Annotated in this window: 20 protein-coding genes; 11 read left to right on the forward strand and 9 right to left on the reverse strand. The window is 57.5% G+C overall.

What is annotated here, in order from left to right:
• Positions 1 to 164: 164 nt before the first annotated feature.
• The 5 genes from ppiB (at position 165) to mnmH (ending at position 4,246) form a co-directional block, all read left to right on the forward strand.
• Positions 165 to 659, forward strand: a complete 495-nt coding sequence (ppiB, locus tag ETG88_RS03215; protein WP_107704116.1) for a peptidylprolyl isomerase B — start codon at positions 165 to 167, stop codon at positions 657 to 659.
• 3 nt (positions 660 to 662) lie between these two features.
• Positions 663 to 1,385, forward strand: a complete 723-nt coding sequence (lpxH, locus tag ETG88_RS03220; protein WP_102104410.1) for a UDP-2,3-diacylglucosamine diphosphatase — start codon at positions 663 to 665, stop codon at positions 1,383 to 1,385.
• Positions 1,386 to 1,503: 118 nt separating this feature from the next.
• Entirely contained in the window at positions 1,504 to 2,013 is a 510-nt protein-coding gene (gene purE, locus ETG88_RS03225; RefSeq protein WP_100777340.1) for a 5-(carboxyamino)imidazole ribonucleotide mutase, read from the forward strand.
• On the forward strand, positions 2,010 to 3,077 hold the full coding sequence (purK, locus tag ETG88_RS03230; RefSeq protein WP_100777341.1) for a 5-(carboxyamino)imidazole ribonucleotide synthase: 1,068 nt from the start codon (positions 2,010 to 2,012) through the stop codon (positions 3,075 to 3,077). Before purE ends, purK begins: the two co-directional genes overlap by 4 nt.
• 98 nt (positions 3,078 to 3,175) lie before the next feature.
• Positions 3,176 to 4,246, forward strand: a complete 1,071-nt coding sequence (gene mnmH / locus ETG88_RS03235) for a tRNA 2-selenouridine(34) synthase MnmH (protein WP_129034588.1) — start codon at positions 3,176 to 3,178, stop codon at positions 4,244 to 4,246.
• Between the two features lie 4 nt (positions 4,247 to 4,250).
• Here mnmH and ETG88_RS03240 read toward each other — a convergent pair whose 3' ends face one another.
• The 6 genes from ETG88_RS03240 to ybbA form a co-directional block, all read right to left on the reverse strand.
• The gene (locus tag ETG88_RS03240; protein ID WP_100777343.1) at positions 4,251 to 4,910 is read right to left on the reverse strand and encodes a methionine ABC transporter permease; all 660 of its coding nucleotides are present in this window, start codon (positions 4,908 to 4,910) and stop codon (positions 4,251 to 4,253) included.
• Complete coding sequence (gene sfbB / locus ETG88_RS03245) at positions 4,903 to 5,916, reverse strand: virulence-associated ABC transporter ATP-binding protein SfbB (protein ID WP_129034590.1); 1,014 nt, start codon at positions 5,914 to 5,916, stop codon at positions 4,903 to 4,905. The genes ETG88_RS03240 and sfbB overlap by 8 nt, the downstream gene beginning before the upstream one ends.
• A gap of 58 nt (positions 5,917 to 5,974) precedes the next feature.
• The gene (locus ETG88_RS03250; protein WP_129034591.1) at positions 5,975 to 6,808 is read right to left on the reverse strand and encodes a MetQ/NlpA family ABC transporter substrate-binding protein; all 834 of its coding nucleotides are present in this window, start codon (positions 6,806 to 6,808) and stop codon (positions 5,975 to 5,977) included.
• A 255-nt stretch (positions 6,809 to 7,063) separates the two neighbouring features.
• Positions 7,064 to 8,215 carry a porin gene (locus ETG88_RS03255; protein WP_187469893.1) on the reverse strand — a complete coding sequence of 384 codons (1,152 nt, stop codon included), beginning with the start codon at positions 8,213 to 8,215 and terminating at the stop codon, positions 7,064 to 7,066.
• A 176-nt stretch (positions 8,216 to 8,391) separates the two neighbouring features.
• Positions 8,392 to 10,806 carry a putative ABC transporter permease subunit YbbP gene (ybbP, locus tag ETG88_RS03260; protein ID WP_102104259.1) on the reverse strand — a complete coding sequence of 805 codons (2,415 nt, stop codon included), beginning with the start codon at positions 10,804 to 10,806 and terminating at the stop codon, positions 8,392 to 8,394.
• On the reverse strand, positions 10,803 to 11,489 hold the full coding sequence (gene ybbA, locus ETG88_RS03265) for a putative ABC transporter ATP-binding protein YbbA (RefSeq protein ID WP_100777348.1): 687 nt from the start codon (positions 11,487 to 11,489) through the stop codon (positions 10,803 to 10,805). Before ybbA ends, ybbP begins: the two co-directional genes overlap by 4 nt.
• Here ybbA and tesA point away from each other — a divergent pair.
• The 3 genes from tesA to ETG88_RS03280 are packed head-to-tail and all read left to right on the forward strand — an operon-like array spanning position 11,457 to position 13,796.
• A complete protein-coding gene (gene tesA / locus ETG88_RS03270) occupies positions 11,457 to 12,083 on the forward strand; it encodes a multifunctional acyl-CoA thioesterase I/protease I/lysophospholipase L1 (protein WP_100780759.1) in 627 nt (208 codons plus the stop codon). The genes ybbA and tesA overlap by 33 nt on opposite strands.
• Positions 12,084 to 12,111: 28 nt before the next feature.
• Positions 12,112 to 12,882, forward strand: a complete 771-nt coding sequence (locus ETG88_RS03275) for an SDR family oxidoreductase (protein WP_100777349.1) — start codon at positions 12,112 to 12,114, stop codon at positions 12,880 to 12,882.
• Positions 12,883 to 12,941: 59 nt separating this feature from the next.
• Positions 12,942 to 13,796 (forward strand): co-chaperone YbbN, encoded by an 855-nt coding sequence (locus tag ETG88_RS03280; RefSeq protein WP_100777350.1) that lies wholly within the window; start codon positions 12,942 to 12,944, stop codon positions 13,794 to 13,796.
• 52 nt (positions 13,797 to 13,848) lie between these two features.
• Here the strand turns inward: ETG88_RS03280 and fetB are convergent, their stop codons facing one another.
• On the reverse strand, positions 13,849 to 14,631 hold the full coding sequence (gene fetB / locus ETG88_RS03285; protein ID WP_100777351.1) for an iron efflux ABC transporter permease subunit FetB: 783 nt from the start codon (positions 14,629 to 14,631) through the stop codon (positions 13,849 to 13,851).
• The gene (gene fetA, locus ETG88_RS03290; RefSeq protein WP_100777352.1) at positions 14,618 to 15,295 is read right to left on the reverse strand and encodes an iron efflux ABC transporter ATP-binding subunit FetA; all 678 of its coding nucleotides are present in this window, start codon (positions 15,293 to 15,295) and stop codon (positions 14,618 to 14,620) included. Before fetA ends, fetB begins: the two co-directional genes overlap by 14 nt.
• Before the next feature lie 149 nt (positions 15,296 to 15,444).
• Between fetA and ETG88_RS03295 the strand changes: the two genes are divergently transcribed.
• Complete coding sequence (locus ETG88_RS03295; protein WP_100777353.1) at positions 15,445 to 16,359, forward strand: SPFH domain-containing protein; 915 nt, start codon at positions 15,445 to 15,447, stop codon at positions 16,357 to 16,359.
• A complete protein-coding gene (locus ETG88_RS03300) occupies positions 16,356 to 16,808 on the forward strand; it encodes an NfeD family protein (RefSeq protein WP_129034595.1) in 453 nt (150 codons plus the stop codon). Before ETG88_RS03295 ends, ETG88_RS03300 begins: the two co-directional genes overlap by 4 nt.
• On the opposite strand, the gene cueR is transcribed toward ETG88_RS03300, so the two are convergent.
• A complete protein-coding gene (cueR, locus tag ETG88_RS03305) occupies positions 16,805 to 17,215 on the reverse strand; it encodes a Cu(I)-responsive transcriptional regulator (RefSeq protein ID WP_100777355.1) in 411 nt (136 codons plus the stop codon). The two genes, ETG88_RS03300 and cueR, sit on opposite strands and share 4 nt — an antisense overlap.
• 97 nt (positions 17,216 to 17,312) lie before the next feature.
• On the opposite strand from cueR, the gene copA reads away from it, so the two are divergent.
• On the forward strand, positions 17,313 to 19,811 hold the full coding sequence (copA, locus tag ETG88_RS03310; protein ID WP_129034597.1) for a copper-exporting P-type ATPase CopA: 2,499 nt from the start codon (positions 17,313 to 17,315) through the stop codon (positions 19,809 to 19,811).
• The last annotated feature ends 87 nt before the right edge of the window (positions 19,812 to 19,898 follow it).

Below are 19,898 nucleotides of genomic sequence, written 5' to 3' on the forward strand. Positions count from 1 at the left end.
CGTGTAGACGTGTGTGGATAATAAAGTCTGTATAATACCCATAATTCAGACCGGAATCAGCACACAATGCAAGATGATCCCGTCTTACGGTTATGCTATAACAGCCCTCTTATCTGTGACCTTACAGAGGTCGACGTACCACAATACCGGAACAGGATGCAAAAATGGTTACTTTCCACACTAATCATGGCGATATCGTCATCAAAACTTTTGACGATAAAGCGCCTGAAACAGTTAAAAACTTCCTGGACTACTGCCGCGAAGGTTTCTACAACAACACTATTTTCCACCGCGTGATCAATGGCTTTATGATTCAGGGTGGCGGTTTTGAACCTGGCATGAACCAGAAAGAAACCAAAGAAGCGATCAAAAACGAAGCGAACAACGGTCTGAAAAACACCCGTGGTACGCTGGCAATGGCGCGTACCCAGGCTCCACACTCTGCGACTGCCCAGTTCTTCATCAACGTGGCTGACAACGACTTCCTGAACTTCTCCGGCGAAAGCATGCAGGGCTGGGGCTACTGCGTATTCGCAGAAGTGGTTGAAGGCATGGACGTGGTTGAGAAAATCAAAGGCGTGGCAACTGGCCGCAGCGGTATGCACCAGGACGTTCCTAAAGAAGACGTTATCATTACCAGCGTGACCGTCAGCGAGTAATTGGTGGCGACACTCTTTATTGCAGACCTCCATCTGCAAACAGAAGAACCGGCGATCACCGCCGGTTTTCTGCGTTTTTTACAAGGCGAAGCCCGCTCTGCCGATGCGCTCTACATTCTGGGCGATCTCTTTGAAGCCTGGATTGGCGACGACGATCCCAACCCTCTGCACCGTGAAATCGCCGCCGCCATTAAAGCACTGGTTGATTCCGGCGTCCCCTGCTTCTTCATCCACGGCAATCGCGATTTTCTGATTGGCAAACGCTTTGCCCGTGAAAGCGGTATGACGCTGCTGCCGGAAGAACAGGTGCTCGATCTCTACGGTCGCCAGGTGCTGATCATGCACGGCGACACGCTCTGTACCGACGATACCGGCTATCTGGCGTTTCGCGCCAAAGTCCATACGCCATGGATTCAGACCCTGTTTCTCGCTCTGCCGCTGTTTATCCGCAACCGCATTGCCGCCAAAATGCGCGCAGGCAGTAAAGCCGCCAACAGCAGCAAATCCCTGTCCATCATGGATGTGAATCCGCAGGCGGTTATCGAGGTGATGGAAAAACATCGCGTGCAATGGCTTATCCACGGCCATACCCATCGCCCGGACGTCCACACGCTGTGCGCTAACGGCGAGCCCGCGCACCGCGTCGTGTTAGGCGCCTGGCATACGGAAGGCTCGATGGTAAAAGTCACGCCAGACGGTATAGAACTGATCCCTTTCCCGTTTTAATCCCCCTCTGTTTGTTGCCGAAATCATCGCTACGCAATCGTTTTCCTGCTCGTGATTTAATGCTATTCTCTGTGCCCTCAAAGCAGTGTGTTCCGCACCCACAGGAGTTTTAAGACGCATGTCTTCCCGCAATAATCCGGCGCGTGTCGCCATCGTGATGGGGTCCAAAAGCGACTGGGCTACCATGCAGTTTGCCGCCGAAATCTTCGAAATCCTGAACGTTCCACATCATATTGAAGTGGTCTCCGCGCACCGTACTCCCGATAAACTGTTCAGCTTCGCCGAAGGCGCAGAAGAGAACGGCTATCAGGTGATCATTGCCGGTGCGGGCGGTGCTGCACATCTGCCAGGCATGATCGCCGCCAAAACGCTGGTGCCAGTGCTGGGTGTGCCGGTGCAAAGTGCTGCCCTGAGCGGCGTCGACAGCCTCTATTCCATCGTACAGATGCCGCGCGGGATCCCGGTCGGTACGCTGGCGATTGGCAAAGCAGGTGCCGCGAACGCTGCACTGCTGGCGGCACAAATTCTGGCAACACACGATAAAGAGCTGCATCAGCGTCTGGCAGAGTGGCGTAAAGCCCAGACCGACGAGGTGCTGGAGAATCCGGATCCGCGAGGTGAGGCATGAAACAAGTCTGCGTCCTCGGGAACGGTCAGTTGGGCCGAATGCTGCGTCAGGCGGGTGAGCCGCTGGGCATCAGCGTCTGGCCCGTCGGGCTGGACGCCGAGCCGGAAGCCGTGCCGTTTCAGCAAAGCGTCATCACCGCTGAAATCGAGCGCTGGCCGGAAACCGCGTTAACCCGCGAGCTGGCGCGTCATAACGCCTTCGTGAACCGCGATGTGTTCCCGATTATTGCTGACCGACTGACGCAAAAACAGCTGTTCGACAAGCTGGGCCTGGCGACGGCCCCGTGGCAACTGCTGGCGGATAAAAGCGAATGGCCGGCGGTCTTCGAGACCCTCGGCGAGCTGGCGATCGTAAAGCGTCGCACCGGCGGCTACGACGGGCGCGGCCAGTGGCGTTTACGTGCAAACGAAACCGCCGAGCTGCCGGACGAGTGCTACGGCGAATGTATCGTCGAGCAGGGGATCAATTTTAGCGGCGAAGTGTCGCTGGTTGGCGCGCGCGCCCATGACGGCAGCACGGTGTTTTATCCCCTGACCCATAACCTGCATCAGGACGGTATTCTGCGCACCAGCGTGGTGTTCCCGCAGGCGAACGCCGCTCAGCAGGCGCAGGCCGAAGATATGCTCTCAGCCATCATGCATGAGCTGGGCTACGTCGGCGTCATGGCGATGGAGTGCTTTATCACGCCAGCCGGTCTGCTGATCAACGAACTCGCCCCGCGCGTGCATAACAGTGGCCACTGGACGCAAAACGGCGCCTCCATCAGCCAGTTTGAGCTGCATCTTCGCGCCATTACCGATCTGCCTTTGCCGCAGCCGGTGGTGAACAGCCCGTCGGTGATGATCAATCTCATCGGAACCGATCTGAATTATGACTGGCTGAAACTGCCGCTGGTCCATCTGCACTGGTACGACAAAGAGGTGCGCGAAGGCCGTAAAGTCGGGCATCTCAATCTGAACGATGACGACGCTGGCCGCCTGAGCGCCACCCTCGAAGCGATGGTTCCGCTGCTGCCACCTGAGTACGCAAGCGGCATCGCCTGGGCGCAAAGCAAACTCAAATAAGGTCTAAATGCCGGGGAGTTGATCTTTTCCTTCCCCGGCATCTTTCAACGCGCGTAAAATCCCCGCCTATTGCTGTTTTGTTTCCTTCAGGACTTCTCATGAACGATGGAACGGACTATCGCGCGATCCTTGCCGCCGATACCCCTTTACTCGACGTTCGCGCGCCGATCGAATTCACCCAAGGCGCCATGCCTGCTGCGCTCAATTTGCCGCTGATGACCGACGACGAACGCGCCGCCGTGGGCACGTGCTATAAACGCCAGGGGCCAGAAGCCGCGCTGGCGTTGGGCCATAGTCTGGTCAGCGGCGACACGCGGGAAGAGCGGATTAACGCCTGGCGCGACGCCTGTCTGGCAAACCCTGGCGGCTATCTCTGCTGTGCGCGTGGCGGGCAGCGCTCGCACATTGCCCAGGCGTGGTTAAACGCGGTGGACATTGATTACCCGCTGATTGTGGGCGGCTACAAAGCCCTGCGTCAGACCGCGATCCAAGCCACCGCCGAACAGGTGCAAAAGCCGATGGTGCTGATTGGCGGCTGTACCGGCAGCGGCAAAACGCTGCTGGTTAAACAGCACGCGTCGGGCATCGACCTGGAGGGGCTGGCGCGTCATCGCGGCTCATCCTTTGGCCGCACGCTTAATGCCCAGCTGTCGCAGGCCAGTTTTGAAAATCACCTGGCCGTTGCGCTGCTGAAAAAGGACGCCGCACGCTGGGTGCTGGAAGACGAAGGCCGCATGATTGGCTCCAACCATCTGCCGGAGTGTCTGCGCGAGCGCATGGCGGAATCGCCTATCGTGGTGGTGGACGATCCTTTTGATATCCGTCTTGAACGCCTGCGCGAGGAGTATTTCGCGCACATGTGGCAGGATTTTTCAGCCGCATTCGGCGAAGAAAAAGGCTGGCAGGAGTACAACGACTATCTGCACCACGGCCTGTTCGCCATCCGCCGCCGTCTGGGGTTACAGCGGTTTGCAGAGTTCAGCGCCTTACTTGATTCCGCGCTCATCGAGCAGCAGCGCACCGGACGTACCGAGGCGCACTATTCCTGGCTTGCGCCACTGCTCGATGACTATTACGACCCGATGTACCGCTTTCAGCTGACGAAAAAAGCCGACAAAATTGTTTTTCGGGGCGAATTTAACGCGGTGGCCGCCTGGCTGGCGGCCTGATTCTCTAACGGCGATCGCGCTTATCGGCGCGTTTCGCCAGCCAGTCGCCCAGCACCTGAACAATCTGCACCAGCACGATCAGCGCGATCACGGTGACAACCATCACCTGGGTTTCGTAGCGGTAATAGCCGTAGCGGATCGCCAGATCCCCTACCCCACCGCCGCCGACAATTCCCGCCATCGCCGAGTAACCGATCAGGCTCACCAGCGTAATGGTCAGGCCGCGCAGCAGCCCGGCGCTCGCTTCCGGCAGTAAAACAGTGCAGATAATCCGCATCGGGCTGGCACCAAAGGCTTCTGCCGCTTCGATGATCCCCTTGTCCACTTCTCTTAGTGCGCTGTCCACCAGACGGGCGTAAAACGCAATCGCCGCCACGGAGAGCGGCACCGACGCCGCAATCGGGCCGATGGTGTTGCCGAGCAGCAGCTGCGTCAACGGCAGCAGCAGAACCAGCAGGATCACGAACGGCACCGAACGGATAATGTTCACCAGCACGGAGCTCACCAGATAGACAGCGCGGTTTTGCCAGAACAGGTGGCGGTCGGTGACAAAAATTAAAAAGCCGAGCGGCAGGCCGCCAATTATCGCCAGCACCGTTGAGATGCTCAGCATCTGGAAGGTTTCGTTAAACGCAAGGCCCAGATCGGCCACTAAATCATCCACGGATCACCTCCACCTGGGCTGTACGATGACGAATATGTTCCACGGCAGACGCCACCACGGACGTGTCATCCGCCGTCAGCTGCACCACCAGAATCCCCAGCGCGCGTTCACCGATGTACTCGATTTTGCCGTGCAGAATATTCACCGCCACGCCAAATTTGATCGCCACATCCGAGAGCACGGGCTGCTCGGCGGAATCCCCAATAAACAGAATTTTCAGCAGTTGCCCCGGCAGGTGCTGCTGCAACCGCTCCGGCAGGGTCAGGTTCAGAGTATGGGAGACCAGCTGCTGCGTGAACGGATGCTGCGGATGGGCAAAGACGTCAAACACCTCGCCCAGCTCCACCACTTCGCCGCCGGACATCACCGCCACGCGATCGCAGATAGATTTGATCACGTTCATCTCATGGGTGATCAGCACGATCGTGATCCCCATCTGCTGGTTGATCTGCTTCAGCAGCGCCAGAATGGTGGCCGAGGTTTCCAGATCCAGCGCGGATGTCGGTTCGTCGCAGAGCAGGACGTCAGGATGGTTGGCAATCGCACGGGCGATCCCCACGCGCTGTTTCTGCCCGCCGCTCAGCTGCACCGGGTAACGATTCGCTTTGTCCGTCAGCCCGACCAGGGCGAGGATCTCCGCCACACGCGGGGCGATGTTGCTGCGCGCCCATCCGGCGGCTTTGAGGCTGAACGCCACGTTCTGCGCCACTGTGCGGGTATGCATTAAATTGAAATGCTGGAAAATCATACCGATGCGCTGGCGTGCTTTACGCAGATTCACGCCGTCGAGGGCTGAAATCTCCACGCCGTTAACATTCACGCGGCCCGCGCTCGGGCGCTGGAGCGCGTTAAGGGTGCGCAGCAGCGTGCTTTTCCCGGCGCCGCTGGTGCCGACAATGCCAAAAATCTCGCCCGCCGCAATCGTCAGGCTGACGTCGGAAACCGCACGGGTGGAAGGTCCACGTCCTGTCTGGAAGTCGACGCATACCTTGTCTAACTCAATCATGACTACCTCAGAAATGCGAAAAGGGCAGACTCGGCTGCCCTGTCGATCGGTTACGCGATTACGGTTTTGCGGCCGTCATCCAGTCCGGTTTCTGGAAAGCGGTATACACGTTTTTCGGATCGTCGATCACCGCGCGATAGGCCGGGGACTGCACCACCGCCACGATATCTTTCGCGAAGGGTTTATCCGCATCTTCCGTGCGTACGGCGATGATATTTTTCAGGTTTTCATCGAGATGCTCCTGCGCCAGAGCGCTGGAGAGATCCAGCCCGGCGGCAATCGCAAAGTTGCCGTTCACCAGCGAGGCTGTGACGCTATCAAGCGTGCGCGGCAGCTGCGCGGCTTCCAGCGGTTTGAAGACCAGCCCTTTCGGATTGCTGGCAATATCGCGCTCAGAGGCTTTGGTCGGATCGATGTTGTCTTTGATGGTGATTAATTTCAGGGACTGCAGGAAACGCAGGCCGCGCGCGAGGTTGGTCGGGTCGTTTGACAGGGTCACAATATCGCCCTTTTTAAGCTGATCCAGGCTCTTGATCTGGCGCGAGTAAAAGCCCATTCCCGCAGTCGGCACGGTGAGTAATTTGGTCAGTTTCAGCCCTTTATCCGCCGTGAACTTATTAAAATAGAGCGAGTGCTGGAACAGGTTAACGTCGATGCTGCCGTTTGAGAGCGCCATATTTGGCTGCACGTAATCACTGAATTCGCGCACCACGACGTTGTAGCCCTTCTCTTTCAACGAGGGGGCAATGGCCTGTTTCACCATATCGCCGTAAGGGCCTGGGGCGACGCCAAACACAATGGTGTGCGGATCGCTGTTAGCGTGGGCGGTCTGCAAACCGCAGAGCAGCAAAAGCGCACCGGCGGCGGCGCGAAACGTATGACGAATTCCCATGAGATCTCCATTTCAAAGCGGTGTGACGTTGTGATGCCCCGTACGATGCGGGGCAGAGTCTGTTTAACATGACACAGATCACAAGCGGCTGTCCTTGAAATTATTTCATGATGTTGCGGAATATGTCGTTGAATGTGCAGGAAATTGGGATATGCGTTTTATGGGAAAGGATAGACCGTGCGCGTATATAACCGGTGAGATCGGCACAGTTCGTCGCCCCGGTAGCAACGTGCCACCGGGGCCATACGTTCAGACTTAGAAGTCGTAACGCAGACGTACCAGGTTCATATCACCCAGGTCGTCGGTGCTGGAGGTAAAGACGTGCTCGTAATCAACACGGAAACCGTAATCCAGCTGGAAGCTCACACCCACGCCATTATCAGTGCGCTGGTAGTTGCGGCCATTCACATACTCAATACGATCGCCCATCACGTACGGCTGAACGGATTTCAGCGCAAACTGGCCAACCGGGATTTTGTAGCCCGCGAAGTATTCAATACCCCACGCATCACCGGCAAAGTAGTCGTTCACGGACACTTTTTTGGTGGTCATGAAGTTCTGATACCAGCCGCCGCCTGCGGAGAAGGTCCAGTTGTCCGGGGTCCAGCTCAGCGCCGTACCGAGGATATTCTGGTCGTAAGATTTGCTGTCGCCGTTGTCCGGGTTACGCATATCCGCACGGGTGTAGTTCCACGCCGCGCCCCAGGTCAGGTCGGTAGTCAGGTGATAATCCAGACCCAGTGAACCGCCGCCTTTACGTTTGTAACGCAGGCCGTTACCTGGCAGGTATTCACCGTCTTCAAACAGGTAGGAGGCGTAGATATCGGCATCGCCCACGGTTTTCTTATATTTCAGCATTTTACGGGATCGATAAGAGCCGTCGTAGTCGCCGTTGATGCCGTTACCCGGAGCCTGACCGATCATGTCATAGTCCCAGATATCGGTTTTCGCGCCCACCACATCGTAATAGACGCTGTTCTGTTGACCGAAGGTCAGCGTACCCCAGGTATCGCTTTTCAGGCCGGTGTAGAGCATACGGCGAGAGGTGTTGTTCGCGCCTTCTGCGTAGTGATTATCCCAGTCGAACAGCGCCGGAATGTTCACACCCAGCTCGTAGTAGCTTATCCAGCTGATGTCATCGAACAGGTAGTAATCTGCGGCGAAACGGAAACGTGTACCGCCGTCGAAGCCGTTACGCTTGTAAGAACCTTTGTCGCCGTCGCCCGTCATCATGTTGAACTGAGGACGAATACTGCCGCCAACGGTGAAGTTAAGACGGCTGAGGGGGTTGCCCGCCTGCGGATCTTGTTTCAGTACGGTGATTTCCGCTTGTGCTGCGAAAGACGCCAATGCCACTGCCGCGCCGATCGTTGCCGCCAGCGCTGTTTTTTTTATGGTCATTATTATTCCTTGATAGACACGCTGCTAATTATTTAGCAGACAAATAATATCCGGAATTAAACGAGCCGTGGTGTTGGGTTTTTAATGTTTTGTGCTGCTAAAAGTGGGGGTATTATCGATTTGTGCTACTTAATGATTACACACCAGTATATAAACCGGTGCGTAATCATCACGTAAGGGAATTAACTGGCAAACTGACGGAACAGAGCTTTGCCTTTTAACAGACGCGTTCCCAGCCAGCCACCGCACAAGGAGAGCAGCACTGCGCCGGAGACCGGAAGGATCAGCCACAGCCGCCAGTCCGGCTCCCACGGGAAGTCGAAGACTTTGGTCTGAAGCACGGCCAGCGCGGTTTCTGCACCGATGGCCGCCACCAGTCCTGACACCAGCCCCAGCAGCGCAAACTCGCACCACAGGGTTGTGCGCAGCAGGGATTTACTCGCGCCGAGCGTGCGGTACACCACCAGCTCCTGATGGCGCTGTCGCATTCCCACCTGCACCTGCGCCAGCAGCAGCAATAGGCCGCAGGCGGTGACCAGCACCACCATGACCTCCAGCGCACGGCTTACCTGCTCCAGCACCTGGCCGACCTGTTTCAGGATCGCGCCAATATCCAGCAGGCTCACCGTCGGGAACTCGCGGTTCAGCTGCGTCAGCATGCCGTTGCCGTTTTCCCAGCGGAAGCTGGTCAGCCAGCTTTGCGGCTGCCCGTCGAGCGCCCCGGACGGGAAGATAAAGAAGAAGTTCGGACGCAGGCTTTCCCAGTCCACTTTACGCAGACTGGTCACTTTGGCGCTAAAGTCCTGGGTATCGCCAGTGAAGGTCACCGTATCCCCTAAACCGACTTTCAGCCGCGCAGCCAACCCTTCTTCCATCGACACTTCACCCGCTTTTGGCGGCCAGTTTCCGGCGGTAATCGGGTTATGATCCGGACGCTTATCCTGCCAGGTCAGATTCAGCTCACGGTTAAGCGCCTCGTCCTGATTCCCCTCCGTCGGCTTGCCGTTAATCTGCGTCAGCCGCGCGCGAACAATCGGATAGAACGACTCGGGCACAATCTGATGCTCAGAAAGGAAACCCTTCAGCGGCGTGACCTGCTCCGGTGCGATGTTAATCAGGAAATAGTTCGGGCTTTCCGGCGGCAGCTGCTGCTGCCAGCGGTCAAGCAGATCGCCGCGCAGCACCAGCAGCATCGCCAGCAGCATAAAGGAGAGTGAAAATGCCGACAGCTGGCTGAGGGTAGACCACGGCTGGCGCAGCAGACGATTCACCGCCAGACGCACGGGCAGGGATTTCAAGGTCAGCCCTTTCAGCACGTTCAGCAGCATCCAGCCCAGCACGCCGCACAGGAGCGCCAGCACAACGGCGCCGGCCAGCACCGCCCACAGCAACATGCTGCCGCCCATCAGCCAGGCGAGCAACATCACCACCACTGCCACCACAACCGGCAGATAGAATTTAAGCGGCCAGACGCTGGCAACCACATCTCTGCGCAGCACCCGCAACGGCTGCGTGGCCAGCAGCAGGCGATAAGGGCGCAGCCCCACCAACAGCGAAATCACCACCATCGCCCCCATGGCCCACAGCCAGGGCCACAGGCTGGCTGGCGGAAGTGCGGCAGGTAGCACCGGTTTCAGCAGGATCATCAGCACTTTTTCAAACAGCAGCCCAATCGCCCCGCCGGTGATGGCAGACAACGCCAGCACCATCAGCCACTGGCCGACGATCAGCTTACGCAGCTGCGCCCTGCCCGCGCCGAGGGTTTTCAGGATCGCCACCAGATCGTAGCGGCTGCGGCAGTAGTGCCCCATCGCCACCGCCACGGCAGCAACCGCCAGCAGCATGGTCAGTAGCGCAGAGAGCAGTAAAAACTGCTGCGAGCGTTCGAGGGATTTCCCCAGTGCACCGTCGTCCTGCTCCATGCCAATCCAGCGATGTTCCGGTTTCAGCTGCGGTTTCAGCCACTTTTCGTAGGCGTCGATCTGTGCAGGCGTGCCGCCAAATTTGTAGCGCCAGGTGACGCGGCTGCCCGGTTGTACGGCTCCGGTTTTTGCCACATCAGCGGTATTCATCAGCAGACGCGGTGCCATCTGGAAGGGGTTAAAGCCGGAATCCGGCTCCTGCACCACTTCCCCGGCGATTTTCAGCGTGGCGTCGCCCACGTCGATGCTGTCGCCGGTTTTCAGGTTCAGCAGCGCCATCAGCCGAGGGGCCAGTAGCACTGAGCCTGCCGTCGGTTTTAAGCCCGGCGGCTCGGTTTGCAGCTCGCCGTACATGGGATAGATGTCGTCGACCGCTTTCACGCTCGCCAGCTGGGGCGTATCAGCGGCGAAGGTCATGGTCTGGAAACTCAACTGCTGACCGACCTTCAGCCCCTGTTTACGCGCCTCATCGATCCACGCCTGCGGCACATCGCGTGAGCTGCTCAGGGTGCGGTCGCCCGCCATAAACTCGCGGCTTTGCTGACTTAAGCCCTTTTCCATACGATCGCTGACGCTGCCGAGCGCCAGCACGCAGGCCACCGCCAGACTCAGCGCCAGCCAGACAATCAATAGCGAGGGCGAGCGCCATTCGCGCCAGAACCAGCGTGCAATCATGCTTCCTCCTGCAATTGCCCGTTAACCAGACGCAGACGTCTGTCGCAGCGGGCGGCAAGCTGCGGATCGTGGGTGACCAGAATCAGCGTGGTGCCGTGCTCGCGGTTGAGGGAGAAGAGTAAATCGGCAATTTTATCGCCGGTCTGCCGGTCGAGATTCCCCGTCGGTTCATCGGCAAACAGCACCTCCGGGCGACCGTTGAACGCCCGCGCCAGTGCCACACGCTGCTGCTCGCCACCGGACAGCTGCGCCGGGAGATGATCCAGACGCTTGCCTAACCCAAGCTGCTCCAGCAGCGCTTTTGCACTGCTGCGGCTCTGACTGGCGTTTTCACCGCGCAGCAGACCCGGCAGCTCAACGTTTTCCAGCGCATTGAGAGTCGGGATGAGCATGAAAGACTGAAACACAAAGCCGATATGCTTTGCTCGCAGCGCCGCACGCGCCTCTTCATCGAGCTTATGCAGCGGCTGACCGACCAGGTTGACCTCCCCGCTGCTGCCATCGTCCAGCCCGGCCAGAATCGCCAGCAGCGTGGACTTACCGGAACCGGATTCACCAATCAGCGCAATGGTTTCAGCGCGTTTGACAACGAGTTCAACTCCGGTGAGGATGGATAGCTCGTGCTCACCCTGACCGACGGACTTCTTAAGATGATGAACTGCAACAATGTTTTCCGCTGGCATTTGCCCTTCCTGTTTCTGATTCTGATGACCTTTCGCGCCGCTGCGGCGGACACGTTACTGGTGCTGGGTGACAGCCTGAGTGCGGGCTACCGGATGGCGGCCACTGCCGCCTGGCCTGCGCTGCTCAACGATAAGTGGCAGACCCAAACGCCGGTGCTGAATGCCAGCATCAGCGGCGATACGTCCCAGCAGGGGCTTGCGCGCCTGCCCGCTTTGCTTAAACAACATCAACCTCGCTGGGTGCTGGTCGAACTGGGCGGTAACGACGGTCTGCGGGGATTCCAGCCGCAACAGACAGAAGAAACCTTACGCAAAATTATTACGGATATTCAGGCCGCCAACGCGCAGCCGTTATTAATGCAAATTCGTCTGCCTGCGAACTACGGACGCCGTTATAATGAGGCCTTTAGCGCCATCTATCCCAAGCTTGCCAAAGAATTCGATATTCCGCTGCTGCCATTTTTCATGGAGGAGGTCTATCTGAAACCGCAATGGATGCAGGATGACGGTATTCACCCCAATCGCGACGCCCAGCCCTTTATTGCAGACTGGATGGCGACTCGACTGGCTCCTCTAGTTAAACATGACTCTTAATTAAGCGGAGATCCTGACAGGTAAAGTTATGCAAAAATCGGTCTTAATTACAGGATGTTCCAGCGGAATTGGCCTTGAAAGCGCGTTCGAACTGAAGCGCCAGGGATTTTGGGTAATCGCCGCATGCCGGAAACAAGAAGACGTGGAACGCATGAACAGCAAAGGTTTTCAGGGCGTGTTACTGGATCTGGACTCGCCGGAAAGCATTGAACGCGCCGCCGCAGAAGTGATCGCCCTGACGGGTAATCGTCTGTACGGCCTGTTTAACAACGCCGGTTTTGGCGTGTACGGCCCGCTGCAAACCATCTCGCGCGAGCAGCTTGAGCAGCAGTTTTCCACCAACTTTTTTGGCATCCACCAGCTGACCATGGCGCTGTTGCCTGCGATGCTGCCCCACGGAGAAGGCCGCATTGTGATGACCTCGTCGGTGATGGGCCTGATCTCCACGCCGGGCCGTGGGGCATATGCCGCCAGCAAATATGCGCTGGAAGCCTGGTCAGATGCCTTACGCATGGAGCTGCGCCACAGCGGCATTAAGGTCAGCCTGATTGAGCCTGGCCCGATTCGCACCCGTTTCACAGAAAACGTAAATCAAACCCAGTCCGACAATCCGGTCGAAAACCCTGGCATTGCCGCACGCTTTACCCTCGGACCAGAGGCAGTTGTCACCAAAGTGCGCCATGCTTTTGAAAGCGATCGCCCGAAAATACGCTATCCGGTGACACTCGTCACCCACGCCGTGGGCTGGCTTAAACGTCTGCTGCCGGGGCGTATGATGGATAAAATTTTACGCGGTTGAGTTGAAGCCACGCTCCTCATCCCCCATGTATTTGTCAAATTGATAAAAGAGAATGCCGTATGTCCGTACAGAATATTGTCAACATCACTGAAGCGAACCTGCACCAGACACTCGAAGTGTCTATGACCAAACCTGTGCTGTTCTATTTTTGGTCCGAGCGCAGCCAGCACTGTCTGGAGCTGACGCCGGTGCTGGAAAGCCTGGCGGCGCAGTACAACGGTCAGTTCCTGCTGGCAAAACTGGACTGCGACGCCGAACAGATGGTGGCCTCCCAGTTTGGTCTGCGTGCCATTCCAACCGTCTATCTGTTCCAGAATGGTCAGCCCGTAGATGGCTTCCAGGGCCCGCAGCCTGAAGAGGCGGTTCGCGCCCTGCTCGATAAAGTGCTGCCGCGCGAAGAGGAGCTGAAAGCGCAGCAGGCGCTGGCATTGATTCAGGAAGGCAAACACGACGAAGCGCTGCCGCTGCTGAAAGAGGCGTGGCAGATGTCGAACCAGGACAGCCAGATTGGCCTGCTGCTGGCGCAGACGCAGATCGAACTGCATCGTTCCGAAGAGGCTGAAGCGGTGCTGAAAACCATTCCGCTGCAGGATCAGGATACCCGTTATCAGGGTCTGGTAGCGCAAATTGAGTTGCTGAAACAGGCGGCTGACACGCCGGAAATCCAGCAGTTGCAGCAGGAGGTAGCCGAGAACCCTGACGATGCGGCGCTGGCCAGCCAGCTGGCGTTACAGCTTCATCAGGTCGGCCGTAACGAAGAGGCGCTGGAGCTGCTGTTTAGCCATCTGAAAAAGGATCTGGCGGCTGCTGACGGCCAGGCACGTAAAATGTTCCAGGAGATCCTGGCGGCACTGGGTACCGGCGATGCGCTGGCCTCAAAGTATCGTCGCCAGCTTTACGCCCTGCTCTACTAATCCAGTCTGAAAGCCGGGCAAGCGACATGCTGCCCGGCAACACACCTACGCGTTACTCTGCTTTTTTCAATTGCGTCACCACCAGCTGATGGCGCGAGTTGTAGAATTTTCGATAGGTTAAATAGCAGGCGATAATGGTCGACAGGCTGGCCGTCGAGAGCAGCATAAACGTCACCATAATCTGATACTTAATCGCTTTCACGGGATCGATACCGGCAAAAATCAGCCCGGACATCATCCCCGGTAAACTCACCAGCCCGACCGTTTTCGCCGAATCGACCGTTGGGATCAGCGACGATCGTATACTCTCACGGATCAAACGCGCCGACGCCGTTTTTGGCGTGGCTCCCAGGCTAAGTTTCTCCTGGATCTGCTGCTGCTCGCTGCTAAAACGCTGGCCGAGATTGTTGTAGCACAACCCCACCGCCACCATCGCGTTACCCGCAATCATCCCGGAAATCGGGATCACCTGCATCGGTGAAAATTCAATCGATCCCGACAGCACCAGCACTGCCAGCGTCAACGCCGTGCCGGTGGTAATGGCGATAAACGAAGAGATAAAGGCCTTGTCGATGTATTTACTGCGTTTTTGCGCATTCCACGCGGCGTTAAAGCAGATAAACAGCACCATCAGCAGCGTCAGCACCGCGTGGTTGACGTTGAAAATATACTTCAGCACATAGCCGACGATAATCAGCTGAATGACCGCCCGACAAATGCTCCACACAATGTCCTTTTCCAGACCGAGCTTCTCCCGATGGCTGACCAGAATCGCCACAAGGACCAGCACCATCGAAAGCGCCAGTGATTCGTTGGTAATATTATGCTCGTTCACGGTTCTCCTCCTTCATCTTCCCGCCCTGTGGCTGAAGGGTAATCACCTCATCTGCGTGGGCAATCTCACCGGCGTCGTGCGTTACCCACAGCACCGCAATGTTGTTCTCTTTGGCGTAGCGATGAATGATCTCATTCACGTTGCGTTTGTTGTTTTCGTCGAGGGCGCTGGTCACTTCATCCAGCAACAGCACTTTGGGCAGAAACTGCAGATTACGAATCAGCGAGACGCGCTGTTTTTCACCGCCGGAAAGTTCGTTTACGGACTTTGTCAGGGTTTCCGCTGGCAGACTAAAACGCGCCAGATCGGCAATGAATTTTTCCGGTTCGGGGGCTTTATCGCGGATCTGCCAGGGGAAGATCAGATTGTCGTACACCGTCTCACCAAACAGCGAGGGCGTTTGCACGCAGTAGGAGACCTGCTGGCGATAATGCTCGGGTGTGAGCGTCGTGATGTCCTTGTCTTCAAAGAAAATTCGCCCTTCCGTCGGGCTGAGGAGTGAGGCGATAATCTTCAGCAACGTGCTTTTACCGCAGCCAGACGGGCCCGTGATGAGCCTGAATTCTCCCGGCTGCACGTTGAAGCTAATCTGCTGCAATATCGTGGTTTCGCCCACGCGAAAACCCACGTTCCTGAGTTCCAGAAGCGCATTATTATCCTTCATATTATTTCCCGTTTTTTAATTCAGCTTCGTTCCAATATTGTAACCACGTTAATGGATTGGAGGCGAACTTCCCTGCAATAGTCGATATACTTAAGTTCAACAAACGAGCAGTTTTTGCTGCTCCACGGAATGCAAAACAGGAGGTTTTCATGTTGATCGTCATCCCTATTCTTATTTTCGTCGCGCTGGTGATCGTCGGGGCAGGCGTAAAGATCGTGCCCCAGGGTTATCAGTGGACGGTCGAACGTTTTGGCCGTTATACCAACACCCTCCAGCCAGGCCTGAGCCTTATCGTCCCGTTCATGGATCGTATTGGCCGTAAAATCAACATGATGGAACAGGTGCTGGATATCCCTTCCCAGGAGATCATCTCCCGAGACAACGCCAACGTCACCATCGACGCCGTTTGCTTTATTCAGGTGATCGACGCGCCAAAAGCCGCCTATGAGGTCAGCAACCTGGAGCTGGCGATTATCAACCTGACCATGACCAACATCCGTACGGTACTGGGGTCGATGGAGCTGGACGAAATGCTCTCCCAGCGCGACAACATCAATACGCGCCTGCTGCATATCGTTGATGAAGCGACCAATCCGTGGGGGATTAAAGTCACCCGTATCGAAATCCGCGACGTGCGCCCACCGGCAGAACTGATTTCGTCGATGAACGCTCAGATGAAAGCCGAGCGAACTAAACGTGCGTACATTCTTGAGGCCGAAGGGGTGCGTCAGGCAGAGATCCTGAAAGCCGAAGGGGAGAAACAGTCGCAAATTCTGAAAGCCGAAGGGGAACGCCAGTCGGCCTTCTTACAGGCAGAAGCCCGTGAACGTTCCGCCGAGGCAGAAGCACGCGCTACCCAGATGGTGTCCGAGGCCATCGCGGCCGGTGATATCCAGGCAATTAACTACTTCGTGGCGCAGAAATACACCGATGCGCTGCAGAAAATTGGCTCCGCCAACAATAGCAAAGTGGTGATGATGCCGCTGGAAGCCAGCAGCCTGATGGGCTCTATCGCCGGGATCGCGGAGCTAATCAAGAATAGCGGAGATGAGCGCAAAAAATGATTGAGATGATTGCAGCACACCCTCATGTTTTCTGGCTAAGCCTGGGCGGGCTGTTGCTGGCGGCTGAGATGCTGGGCGGCAACGGGTATCTGCTCTGGAGCGGCGTCGCGGCGGTCATCACTGGGCTGCTGGTCTGGGTCACACCTTTTGGCTGGGAGTGGCAAGGCGCCCTCTTCGCCCTGCTGACGCTGGTCGCTGCCTGGCTCTGGTATCGATGGCTGACGCGCCAGGTGCGCGAGCAAAAACCTGCCGATGCCGCACTCAATCAGCGCGGCCAACAGCTGGTGGGTAAGCGCTATACGCTGGATACCACGTTAATTAACGGGCGCGGACATGTTCGTGTCGGTGACAGCACGTGGCCAGTGGTCGCCGATGATGACCTCGTGGCAGGGACTCGCATTGAAGTCATCGCGGTAGAAGGCATTACGCTTCGGGTGAAGGCCCGTTAAACGCTGGCCTTACGATGGCAGCAGCCGGAAAGATTATCAATAATCGGACAGTCGGCGCTGTCATCCCCCGGACAAGATTCGGCGAGTGAGAGCAGCTGTTCACGCATCGCCTGCAGCTCCAGGATATGGCGCTCGATTTCCGCGACCTTTTCCAGAGTTCTCTTTTTCACATCGGCACTGTGCCGTTTAGGATCGTTGAACAGATGGACCAGTTCACCGCACTCCTCAAGGTTAAACCCCACCTGCCGGGCCTGGCGTAAAAGCGTGAGTTCTTCGAGGTGCAGCTGCGTGTAACTGCGATAGCCGTTTTCGCTGCGCAGCGGCGGCGTGACCAGCCCTTTCTCTTCGTAAAAACGAATCGCTTTGCTGGTTAACCCGGTTTTTTTTGCCACATCACTGATATTCACATTTCCCCCTTGACCTTCCCCTTGATGGAAGGTTTAACCTTCATAACACTGTTCCAGAAAGAGTATGTTGGCTGAATAATCATACAGGAGTTTTGCTATGTCTCACACAATCAACCTGACGCTGGATGGCCTGACCTGCGGTCACTGCGTCAAACGTGTCAAAGAGAGCCTTGAACAACGTCCTGACGTTGAAAGTGCAGACGTAACGATCGAAAGCGCCGTTGTCACCGGCAGCGCCAGCGCCGACGCGCTGATCGATACCGTTAAACAAGCAGGTTACGGGGCGGAGCTAAGCCACCCAAAGGCTAATCCGCTGACAGAGTCATTAACCCCGTCGGAAGCACTGACAGCGGATACTTCTGAGCTTCCGGCAGCCCATGATATTGACGACAGCCAACAGCTGCTGATCAACGGCATGAGCTGTGCCAGCTGCGTCTCCCGCGTACAGAATGCGTTGCAGGCCGTACCGGGCGTCTCACAGGCGCGGGTAAACCTCGCGGAACGCACTGCGCTGATTATGGGCAGTGCGTCAGCCGCAGAATTAGTGCAGGCGGTGGAAAAAGCCGGTTACGGCGCAGAGGCCATTGAAGATGATGCCGAGCGCCGCGAACGCCAGCAAGAGACCGCCATCGCCACCATGAAACGCTTCCGCTGGCAGGCGATTGTCGCTCTGCTGGTCGGTATTCCGGTGATGGTGTGGGGAATGCTCGGCGACAACATGATGGTCACCGACGACAACCGCACGCTGTGGCTGGTGATTGGTGTGATCACCCTTGGTGTGATGGTCTTCGCCGGTGGGCATTTCTACACCAGCGCCTGGAAGAGCCTCAAGAACCGCACCGCGACGATGGACACACTCGTCGCCCTCGGCACCGGCGCGGCGTGGCTCTACTCCATGAGCGTGAACGTCTGGCCGCAGTGGTTCCCGATGGAAGCACGCCATCTCTATTACGAAGCGAGCGCGATGATTATTGGTCTGATCAACTTAGGCCATATGCTTGAAGCGCGCGCGCGCCAGCGGTCGTCCAAAGCGCTGGAACGTCTGCTTGATCTCACGCCACCGTCGGCCCGTGTGGTGACGGACGAGGGTGAAATCAGCCTGCCGCTCGCCGAGGTGCAGGCAGGCATGACGCTGCGCTTAACGACGGGCGATCGCGTGCCGGTCGACGGTGAAATCACTCAGGGTGAAGCTTGGCTGGATGAAGCGATGCTGACCGGCGAACCGGTGCCGCAGCAAAAATCCGCCGGTGATGCAGTCCATGCCGGTACGGTGGTGCAGGACGGCAGCGTGCTTTTCCGCGCCAGTGCTGTCGGGAGTCATACGACGCTTTCTCGCATCATTCGCATGGTGCGCCAGGCGCAAAGCAGCAAGCCGGAGATCGGTCAGCTCGCCGATAAAATTTCCGCCATATTTGTGCCCGTGGTGGTCGGCATCGCGCTGTTCAGCGCCGCCATCTGGTACGTTTTTGGCCCGGCACCGCAGATTGTCTACACCCTGGTCATCGCCACCACGGTGCTGATCATCGCCTGTCCGTGTGCTTTAGGACTGGCGACGCCGATGTCGATTATTTCCGGCGTTGGTCGCGCCGCCGAGTTTGGTGTGTTGGTTCGCGACGCCGATGCCCTCCAACGCGCCAGCACGCTCGACACGCTGGTGTTTGATAAAACAGGCACCCTCACCGAAGGCAAACCGCAGGTCGTGGCGGTGAAAACCGTCGGTGTTACGCAAGAAGATGCCTTACGTCTGGCCGCCGCGCTTGAACAAGGCTCCAGCCATCCGCTGGCGAGAGCGATTCTCGAGAAAGCCGGTCACGCAGCATTGCCGCAGGTGAATAACTTCCGCACCCTGCGCGGGCTGGGGGTCAGCGGTGAAGTCGATGGCCACACACTGCTGCTTGGTAATCAGGCACTGCTCAACGAAAACGGCATTGATACCGCTGCGCTGAACGATGAATTAACCGCCCAGGCCTCTCAGGGCGCTACGCCGGTGCTGTTGGCGGTCGAGGGTAAAGCGGCAGCGCTGTTCGCTATCCGCGATCCGCTGCGGGCCGACAGCGTGGCCGCGCTGAAACGTCTGCATCAGGCTGGCTATCGTCTGGTGATGCTCACCGGCGACAACCCGACCACTGCCAACGCCATTGCCAAAGAAGCAGGTATAGACGAGGTGATCGCGGGCGTGCTGCCAGATGGCAAAGCCGATGCGATTATCAAACTGCAACGTCAGGGCCGACAGGTGGCGATGGTCGGCGACGGCATCAACGACGCCCCCGCACTGGCGCAGGCGGATGTCGGCATCGCTATGGGCGGCGGGAGCGATGTGGCGATTGAGACGGCGGCGATTACCCTGATGCGCCATAGCCTGTTGGGTGTTGCCGATGCGCTGGCGATTTCGAAAGCCACGCTGCGCAACATGAAGCAAAATCTGCTCGGTGCGTTTATCTACAACGCGTTCGGCATCCCGATTGCCGCCGGGATCCTGTGGCCGCTGACCGGCACCTTGCTCAACCCGGTCGTCGCCGGGGCAGCAATGGCGCTCTCGTCCATTACCGTGGTCAGCAACGCGAACCGGTTGCTGCGCTTCAAACCGAAAGAGTAAACCTGCAGGCCGGGTGGCGGCTTCGCCCTACCCGGCCTGGAGTTGCACCTTCAGCCACCACGCGCTAGCATGAACTTTTCCATCAAT

The organism is Lelliottia nimipressuralis, from assembly GCF_004115925.1.
Classification (GTDB): Bacteria; Pseudomonadota; Gammaproteobacteria; order Enterobacterales; family Enterobacteriaceae; genus Enterobacter; species Enterobacter nimipressuralis.

What these genes read in the sequence shown, in the direction of transcription:
- mnmH (WP_129034588.1), top strand. Translation starts at nt 3,176, where the DNA reads ATGAACGATGGAACGGACTATCGCGCGATCCTTGCCGCCGATACCCCT.
- ybbA (WP_100777348.1), bottom strand. Translation starts at nt 11,489, where the DNA reads ATGCCAGCGGAAAACATTGTTGCAGTTCATCATCTTAAGAAGTCCGTC.
- purE (WP_100777340.1), top strand. Translation starts at nt 1,504, where the DNA reads ATGTCTTCCCGCAATAATCCGGCGCGTGTCGCCATCGTGATGGGGTCC.
- ETG88_RS03250 (WP_129034591.1), bottom strand. Translation starts at nt 6,808, where the DNA reads ATGGGAATTCGTCATACGTTTCGCGCCGCCGCCGGTGCGCTTTTGCTG.
- ETG88_RS03295 (WP_100777353.1), top strand. Translation starts at nt 15,445, where the DNA reads ATGTTGATCGTCATCCCTATTCTTATTTTCGTCGCGCTGGTGATCGTC.
- sfbB (WP_129034590.1), bottom strand. Translation starts at nt 5,916, where the DNA reads ATGATTGAGTTAGACAAGGTATGCGTCGACTTCCAGACAGGACGTGGA.
- purK (WP_100777341.1), top strand. Translation starts at nt 2,010, where the DNA reads ATGAAACAAGTCTGCGTCCTCGGGAACGGTCAGTTGGGCCGAATGCTG.
- copA (WP_129034597.1), top strand. Translation starts at nt 17,313, where the DNA reads ATGTCTCACACAATCAACCTGACGCTGGATGGCCTGACCTGCGGTCAC.
- tesA (WP_100780759.1), top strand. Translation starts at nt 11,457, where the DNA reads ATGATGAACTGCAACAATGTTTTCCGCTGGCATTTGCCCTTCCTGTTT.
- ETG88_RS03280 (WP_100777350.1), top strand. Translation starts at nt 12,942, where the DNA reads ATGTCCGTACAGAATATTGTCAACATCACTGAAGCGAACCTGCACCAG.
- ppiB (WP_107704116.1), top strand. Translation starts at nt 165, where the DNA reads ATGGTTACTTTCCACACTAATCATGGCGATATCGTCATCAAAACTTTT.
- fetA (WP_100777352.1), bottom strand. Translation starts at nt 15,295, where the DNA reads ATGAAGGATAATAATGCGCTTCTGGAACTCAGGAACGTGGGTTTTCGC.
- ybbP (WP_102104259.1), bottom strand. Translation starts at nt 10,806, where the DNA reads ATGATTGCACGCTGGTTCTGGCGCGAATGGCGCTCGCCCTCGCTATTG.
- ETG88_RS03300 (WP_129034595.1), top strand. Translation starts at nt 16,356, where the DNA reads ATGATTGAGATGATTGCAGCACACCCTCATGTTTTCTGGCTAAGCCTG.
- ETG88_RS03275 (WP_100777349.1), top strand. Translation starts at nt 12,112, where the DNA reads ATGCAAAAATCGGTCTTAATTACAGGATGTTCCAGCGGAATTGGCCTT.